A 6721-nucleotide genomic window follows, 5' to 3' on the forward strand; every position below is an offset into this window, starting at 1 on the left:
AGTACAGGACCGTATCGACCATGTGCTCCAGCACCTTGGGGCCCGCTATGACACCCTCCTTGGTGACGTGGCCTATGAAGATGAGGCTGGTGTCGAGGGACTTTGCTTCCATCGTAAGCCGTGTGGATACGTCCTTGACCTGGCCCATGCTGCCCGGCAGCATGGGGAGCTTGGGGTTGTAGACGGCCTGGACGGAATCGACGATGACGAGGGCGTAGCGCTCCTCATTGACCGCCGAGAGGATGTCGTCGAGGTGATTGGTGGTGAGAAAGGCAAAGTCCGCCGTGAGCCTGAGCCTCTTTTTCCGGGACGCGAGCTGTTTCAGGGATTCTTCCCCGGAAACGTAGAGGACCTTGAGGCCGAGCCCGGTGAGCCTCGCGGCCACCTCGAAGCAGAGCGTCGTTTTGCCTATCCCGGGATCGCCGCCGAGGAGGATGGCGGACCCTATCGTCATGCCGCCGCCCAGGACACGGTCCATTTCTCCTATGCCCGTCGCGATCCTCTCTTCGTCGGCAAGCTCTTCATCGGTAAGAATGACGGGCCGGCGTGGTTCCTTGCCATCCGACCTTGACGTTGGTGCGAATTCCCTGAATGTGTCCCATCCCTGGCACATGGGGCATTTACCCAGCCATTTCAGGGTTTCATGCCCGCAGGAGGAGCAAACGAAGACGGTCTTTTTTGCCATGTCACACCACCGAAGCCCCTGTGTGCAGCTTGATCAGCCGGAGCTGGTACTCCATGAGCCTGACGAGCCATTCCCTGGCCCTCGGAAGCTCCCGGGGGGAGACTTCGAAGGTCAGGGTACCATTGTAACCCAGTCTTCGGACCGTGTTCAGGAACCTGGCGATGGGAAGGTTGCCTCTTCCCAGGAAGAGATGGCTTTGATGTTCACCGGAGTCACTGAGATGGATGTTCCGCAGCCTGCCCGTCCTGAAGACCTTTATGAAAGGGGCAATGATGTCCCCGCCAAAGCTGGCGAGATGGGTCGTGTCGAATGTGAAATAAAGGTTATGCTCCTCGCCGAAGGCGACGAGATCGTTGATATCATTGAGGATGTACGATGTGAGCATGAGGTGTTTGCCTTCCCGGGGCATGTTCTCGATGGTGAGCGCGATATCGGCACAATCGAGCTCCCTCTGGAAATCCTGGATGCTTTTCAGCCATCGGGCAAAGCCGATCTCCATCGTCAGCCACGCGGGGGGATGGAAATTGACGACGCCTGCCCCGAGGACGCGGGCGATATCGATGCTTCTTTTCAACTCCTCCATCTTTGTACCCCACTTCTTCATCTTGAGAAAGGGGGCATGGACGCTGAGAACGGGAAGGATATCGAGGCAGGCCTGAACCCGATCCAGGTAACCGTCGCTCATGAAATGCTGGTCTATGACGAGCTCACAGCCATCGAACCCACCCTCGCGCGCGAGGACGAAGATCTCCTCGATGGGGAGATGGTACAGGCATCCTGTGGAAAATAGGTATTTCATACGATAACGATGCTGTCATCGGTATCGGTGATTATCGCGCATTTTCCGTTCCTGTAGTGGATGGTGTTCTCGTATCCGCAGCAACCCTTTTTCGGGAAGACCATTTTCGGCTCGATCGCGAAGACGGCCCCGTCCTCTATGGGATAGGTATGACTGGCGGCTATATAGGGAAGCTCCGCCAGTTCGATGCCGATGCCGTGACCGAGGAACCGCACCTTGTGCGGTTTGTACCCGAGATAGTATTCCCCGTACCCGAGTTTGTCCCCGAGATCCTTTGAGTATTCGAAGAGTTCCTTGCTCGTGTATCCTTCGGCGACCTTGTCCAGCACCCGGTCATGGATCTCCCTGCACGCGTCGTATGCCCCGACAAAGATATCCGGCATGGAGCCGATGGCATACATCCTGGTCTGGTCCACCTGGTAGCCGTGATAGCAGATGCCGAAATCCACGAGAATGGGCTCGTTCCTCCGTATCTTCTTGAAACTGGCGCCGACGGGGAATGCCGGGGACAGGCCGAGCCCGCCCATGGGAGAATCGGATTGGCTGACTATGCTGCCCGTCCGGCCGCTCAGGATGTGCCAGGTGTAGGCTTCGTAATTCAGTGAGCGGACCCTCAGAAGGCCCTCGTGGCCCAGCGATTTGGCGTAGGCCTCCATCTGGCCTCCCACCTCGATCTCCGTTACCCCCTCCCGCAGGAATTCCGGCACGCGGGCGTACACCTTCCTGCCGATCTCGGCGGCTTTTTCCATCAGGGCGATTTCAAAGGGGGACTTGCGTTTGCGGAGTTCCTTTGTGAGAGGCGAAGAGTCGACGAATTCGACATTCCCGAAAAGGCTCCTGAACTTTATCACATCGTTGTAAGGCATGACATCGAGCTGCATACCCAGGCGTTTCACGGGTTTCACGTGCTGCGGAATGTCCTTGGCGGACCGGTAGGGTACGATGCTGCCAAGGGGCGATTCCCTGCGGGCCCTTGAGATCTCACGCTTGACGAAAAGGGTCGGATCGCCGTCGAGGGGTACGAAGAGCAGGCAGTCCTGCATCGTGCCCGAGAGGTAATAGTAGTCAATTTTGTAATGAAAAAAGGCCCCGTCGAGAGAGGCCTTTTCCATTAATGTCTTCAGCTTCGCGATGCGTGCGTCTATTTCTTCTTTCGGCGCGTATTTCATCTGGTACGGTTACTCGTCCTTCCAGACCGCTTTCCTCTTGTCCATGAATGCGCTTATCCCTTCGATGGCATCCTTTGTCTTCATGCAGCCGTCGAGGTACATGATCTCAGACATCCGGAGGGCTTCGAGGAAGTTGATGTTGAGACTTGCCTTGATGGCGCGCCTTGTCCACATTGCCACGGGCCTGCTGTGCTTGAGGAAATCGGCCATGTATTTCTCCGCTTCCGCCTTGAAGTTCTCGGCGGGCAGAACGGTGTTCACAAGACCGAGCGCCTCAGCTTCCTTGGCACCGATTATCTTGCCAGTCAGGATAAGCTCGTATGTCTTCTTGAGGCCGATGATCTTCGAGAACCACGCCGCAGCGATGGGAGGGAACACGCCTACCGCGATCTCGGGCTGGCCGATCTTTGCCTTCTCGGAGGCGATGACGATGTCGCAGAAGGCCATGAGCTCGCATCCACCGCCCAGGGACCTGCCGTTGACGAGCGCCACCGTCGTGCAGTCCAGCTCTTCCATGAGCCGGAACATTCTGTGGAACACCTCGATCATGTCGAGGACCTTGTCCGCAGTGTGGTCGGCCACGTCGACGCCGTCGCAGAAGGCCTTTTCTCCGGCGTGATCAAAGACGAGAAGCTGGATCGTCGGGTCTTTCTTGACGTCCATGATCGCCTCGACGATCTCCCTCATCATAAGGATGGTCAGCCAGTTCGAGGGCGGCTCGTTAAGGGTGATTGTTGCAACCTTGTTCTTCTTTTCGAATGCTATATGCGTGAAAGCCATGATGGTTCTCCTTCTTTCAAAAAAAATAGGGGGGATGTGCTCCCCCCTAAAGTTTTCCTCATCGCTACTTCTGAGGTTTGCCGAGAACTTCCGCCATGAAGGTATCGTCCATGAGAACGCCGTCCGCGACGCCCTTGCGGTACTTGATGAAATCGATGGTGTCCATTCCGGTGATCTTCTTGGTGTTGAACGCGCCGAACCCGAGGAAGGCCTCGATGCCCATGTTGGCGGCGAGCCAGTGACGGTGCTCGTTCTTCATGGTATCCCAGAAGAATTTCTTCTTCTGGCGGATGCCGTCGATGGATTTCATGAGGCAGCCCGGGAAGAGGTTCGCGTAGGTCCACATGATCCTGTCGATCTCCCCATCCAGGAGGGAGAAGTCGACGTCGCCGGCTTTCTGTTTTTCGCCGACCCACGCCCGCGCATCCTTGAACTCCTGACCGGCTTTGTTCTCGCCGTAGACGATCTCGCCGTTGTCGAAGAACTTGTCGGTGATGACCTGCGGGTTCCGTACCCAGTTGCCCTTGTCGTCTTTCAGGACGGGGAATGCCTTGGTGAGGAGGCCCTTCCACCACATCTTGTATGCCGACCACATCTCGCAGCTGATGCAGCTCCACATCGCATCTTCGATGCTCATGTAGGAGGGGAGGAAGTCGGAGGCGCCGCCGACGGGGGCGGAACCGTGCCTGGGGCCTGCCTGACCGAAAATGGCGAGGTCAGAGGTAAGGGTGATGTCGCAGGCGGTGCCGATCTCCTGGCCGCCGGCAACCCTCATGCCGTTCACGCGGGAGATGACCGGCTTCTTGCACATGAGGATGGAGTCGACCATGTTGTTGAAGAGTTCCATGTACGCGCCGTATTCTTCCGGCCGTCTGCTGTAGTACTCTGAGTACTCTTTCGTGTTGCCGCCGGTGCAGAAGGCGAAGGGGCCCGTGCCGGTGAAGACAACGCCGACGACCTCGCGGTCAACGGATGAATTCTCGAAACCGGCGATGACGCCCTTGACCATCTCGGTCGTGTAGGAGTTGAACTGTGAAGGGTTGTTGAGCCTGACCCACGCGACGTACAGCCCGGGGACGACATTGCCCTTGTTGTCTTTCAAGGGTTTCTTTTCATACACTACGCAGGGGGCTTCCGTTCCCCAGTGCTGATCGGTGAACCTGAAATGGTCTTTTTTCTCATTTTCTCTTGGCATCCATTCTAATCCCATACTTTCCTCCTAAAAGTTTTTGTTTAGAACCTTAAAAATCAGGTGTCAGCACAACGCGTTTCGCAGGTGAACCTGCCTTGTGGATCTCCTCGAAGGTTGCCGCGATGGTGCTCATCGGCCGGACCTCTACGAAGGGGTCGATCTGGATCCTCTTGCTGAGGACCATGTCGAGGACGATCGGGTAGTACTCGGGCAGACAGCCCCAGGTGCCGATGACTTCGGCGTCGAAGGCCATGAGCTTCGAGAACATGTATTCACTCTTCGCCATGCCGAAGCCGACGAGAATGAGTTTGCCCACGAAGGAGAGAAGATCGAGGGCGAGTTCCTGGCCGGCCTTGGAGCCGGTGACCTCGAATATCTTCCAGCCTGTGTTGGGAAGGCCGTTGGCTTTGCAGATGCCTCTCCACTCGCCTACAACGTCCTTATTCGTCTTGTCGAGGGTGCTGATAACGTAGTCGCAACCGTAGCCCAGGGCCCTCTGGAGTTTTTCCTGGTTCCTGGCGATGCCGATGACGGTCTTCGCCCCGAGCGCCTTCACGGTCTGGGCCATGTACACGCCCACGCCGCCCGTTGCGCCGATAACGATGACGTTGTCACCGGGCTGAAGGTCGGCCCTCTTGCATGCCTGGTACGGGGTGGTCACGGCGTCCGCCACGACGGCGAGCTGTTCCAGCTTGTAACCCTTCTTGTCCTGGACAAGGCACAGGTCGATCGTGGGAACGACGATATGGCTCGCGAAGCCGCCGTACACGCCTATCGAGTTGCCGGGCATCTTCTGGGCGAGGCACCTGTTGCCCCTTCCGGTCTTGCAGAGTATGCACTGTCTGCAGGGCATAACGGCGGGGATGATGACCTCTTTGCCGATCCACGCGGGATCGCCGGCAATGACGGTGCCGGCTATCTCGTGGCCGAGCGCCAGAGGCGGTTTGCTGACGGTGGGAACGCCGTCAAAGAAGTATCCAAGGTCGGTGTGGCATACGCCGCAGCCTGCGATCTCGACCAGGACTTCTCCTGCCTTCAGTTCCGGAACCGGGATCTCTGCCTTTTCGAGCTTGCCGGGGGTCGTCTCTTTCGTCTCTCTGTTGAAGACGGTGGGTTGCACCATCTGCCACTGCTTTATTGTTTTTGGTACATCAGCCATTACAACACCTCCTTATATATTTGAGTGAACGTAGATCACCTCCCTCAATTTTTTACGTCATTCCGTAACCGCCATCCACGCACAGCAGCTGGCCCGTGATGTAGCGGGCGTCATCGGAAGCAAAAAATACGAAGGCCGGTGCGACATCTTCCGGGTCCGCGTACCGTCCGAGAAGGATACGCTTCGTGTAGATCTCTTTGAGCTTCTCGTCCGTCGATATGGTATGGGTCATCTCGGTGGTGACGATGCCCAGGGAAACAACATTGGCCGTGACGTTGAATTTTGCAAGCTCCCGCGCCATCGACTTGGTCATGGAGATCACCCCGCCCTTGGCGGCGCTGTAGTTGATCTGACCGATGGTGCCGACCACGCCGGCGACGGAGGTCACGTTGACGATCCTGCCGTAATTCTGCTGCATGAAGTACTTCGACGCGGCCTTGGCCATGAGCCAGGGGCCCCTCATCTGGACGTTTACGACCTCATCCCAGGTTTCCACGCTCATCTTGTGCATCATCGAAGGCTTGGAGATGCCCGCGTTGTTGATGATGATGTGGACCGATCCGAAGGCCTCGGCGCAGGTCTCCACGATCTTCTGGGCATCCGCCTCCTGTCCGACATCGCCCTTCACGGCGACCGCCTTCCTGCCCATCCCCTTGATCATCTCGACAACTTCGTCCGCCGCCTTCTGGTTCCCGGCGTAGTTGATGACCACGTTCGCGCCTTCCTGGGCAAAGGCCAGGCTGATGGCCCTCCCCACACCTCTACCGCCACCCGTTACAATTGCGTTCTTACCCTCTAACTTCATAACGGCCCTCTCCTTTTCGTCGTTTTCTGAACTTCTAAAGGGTACTGCAGCTTCATTTGTGAAAATTTTTATAAACTTAATATTATCTTTCAGGCGGGAGCTATGTCAAGATAAAAAGTCTTGATATTAAGG

7 protein-coding genes are annotated in these 6721 nt (G+C 56.9%); all 7 read right to left on the reverse strand.

The genetic code is table 11. The features are described from left to right. A partial coding sequence (locus GXX82_00460; GenBank protein ID NLT21497.1) for an AAA family ATPase occupies positions 1-685 on the reverse strand: 685 nt, incomplete at its 3' end. Between the two features lies 1 nt (position 686). Beyond that, complete coding sequence (locus GXX82_00465; protein ID NLT21498.1) at positions 687-1484, reverse strand: sugar phosphate isomerase/epimerase; 798 nt, start codon at positions 1482-1484, stop codon at positions 687-689. Beyond that, entirely contained in the window at positions 1481-2653 is a 1173-nt protein-coding gene (locus tag GXX82_00470) for an aminopeptidase P family protein (protein NLT21499.1), read from the reverse strand. The genes GXX82_00465 and GXX82_00470 overlap by 4 nt, the downstream gene beginning before the upstream one ends. Positions 2654-2662: 9 nt before the next feature. Further along, the gene (locus GXX82_00475) at positions 2663-3433 is read right to left on the reverse strand and encodes an enoyl-CoA hydratase/isomerase family protein (protein NLT21500.1); all 771 of its coding nucleotides are present in this window, start codon (positions 3431-3433) and stop codon (positions 2663-2665) included. A 64-nt stretch (positions 3434-3497) separates the two neighbouring features. After that, positions 3498-4643, reverse strand: coding sequence for a 6-oxocyclohex-1-ene-1-carbonyl-CoA hydratase (oah, locus tag GXX82_00480; protein NLT21501.1), 1146 nt, complete (start codon positions 4641-4643; stop codon positions 3498-3500). Positions 4644-4674: 31 nt separating this feature from the next. Further along, positions 4675-5784, reverse strand: a complete 1110-nt coding sequence (had, locus tag GXX82_00485) for a 6-hydroxycyclohex-1-ene-1-carbonyl-CoA dehydrogenase (GenBank protein NLT21502.1) — start codon at positions 5782-5784, stop codon at positions 4675-4677. A gap of 52 nt (positions 5785-5836) precedes the next feature. Then, on the reverse strand, positions 5837-6589 hold the full coding sequence (locus GXX82_00490) for a 3-oxoacyl-ACP reductase FabG (protein NLT21503.1): 753 nt from the start codon (positions 6587-6589) through the stop codon (positions 5837-5839). Positions 6590-6721 lie beyond the last annotated feature (132 nt).

The sequence above is a fragment of the Syntrophorhabdus sp. genome (assembly GCA_012719415.1).
GTDB lineage: Bacteria > Desulfobacterota > Syntrophorhabdia > Syntrophorhabdales > Syntrophorhabdaceae > Delta-02.

Bases quoted from the DNA above. Each gene is read 5' to 3' on its own strand.
- oah (NLT21501.1), bottom strand. From the start codon at position 4,643: ATGGGATTAGAATGGATGCCAAGAGAAAATGAGAAAAAAGACCATTTC.
- GXX82_00475 (NLT21500.1), bottom strand. From the start codon at position 3,433: ATGGCTTTCACGCATATAGCATTCGAAAAGAAGAACAAGGTTGCAACA.
- GXX82_00470 (NLT21499.1), bottom strand. From the start codon at position 2,653: ATGAAATACGCGCCGAAAGAAGAAATAGACGCACGCATCGCGAAGCTG.
- had (NLT21502.1), bottom strand. From the start codon at position 5,784: ATGGCTGATGTACCAAAAACAATAAAGCAGTGGCAGATGGTGCAACCC.
- GXX82_00465 (NLT21498.1), bottom strand. From the start codon at position 1,484: ATGAAATACCTATTTTCCACAGGATGCCTGTACCATCTCCCCATCGAG.
- GXX82_00490 (NLT21503.1), bottom strand. From the start codon at position 6,589: ATGAAGTTAGAGGGTAAGAACGCAATTGTAACGGGTGGCGGTAGAGGT.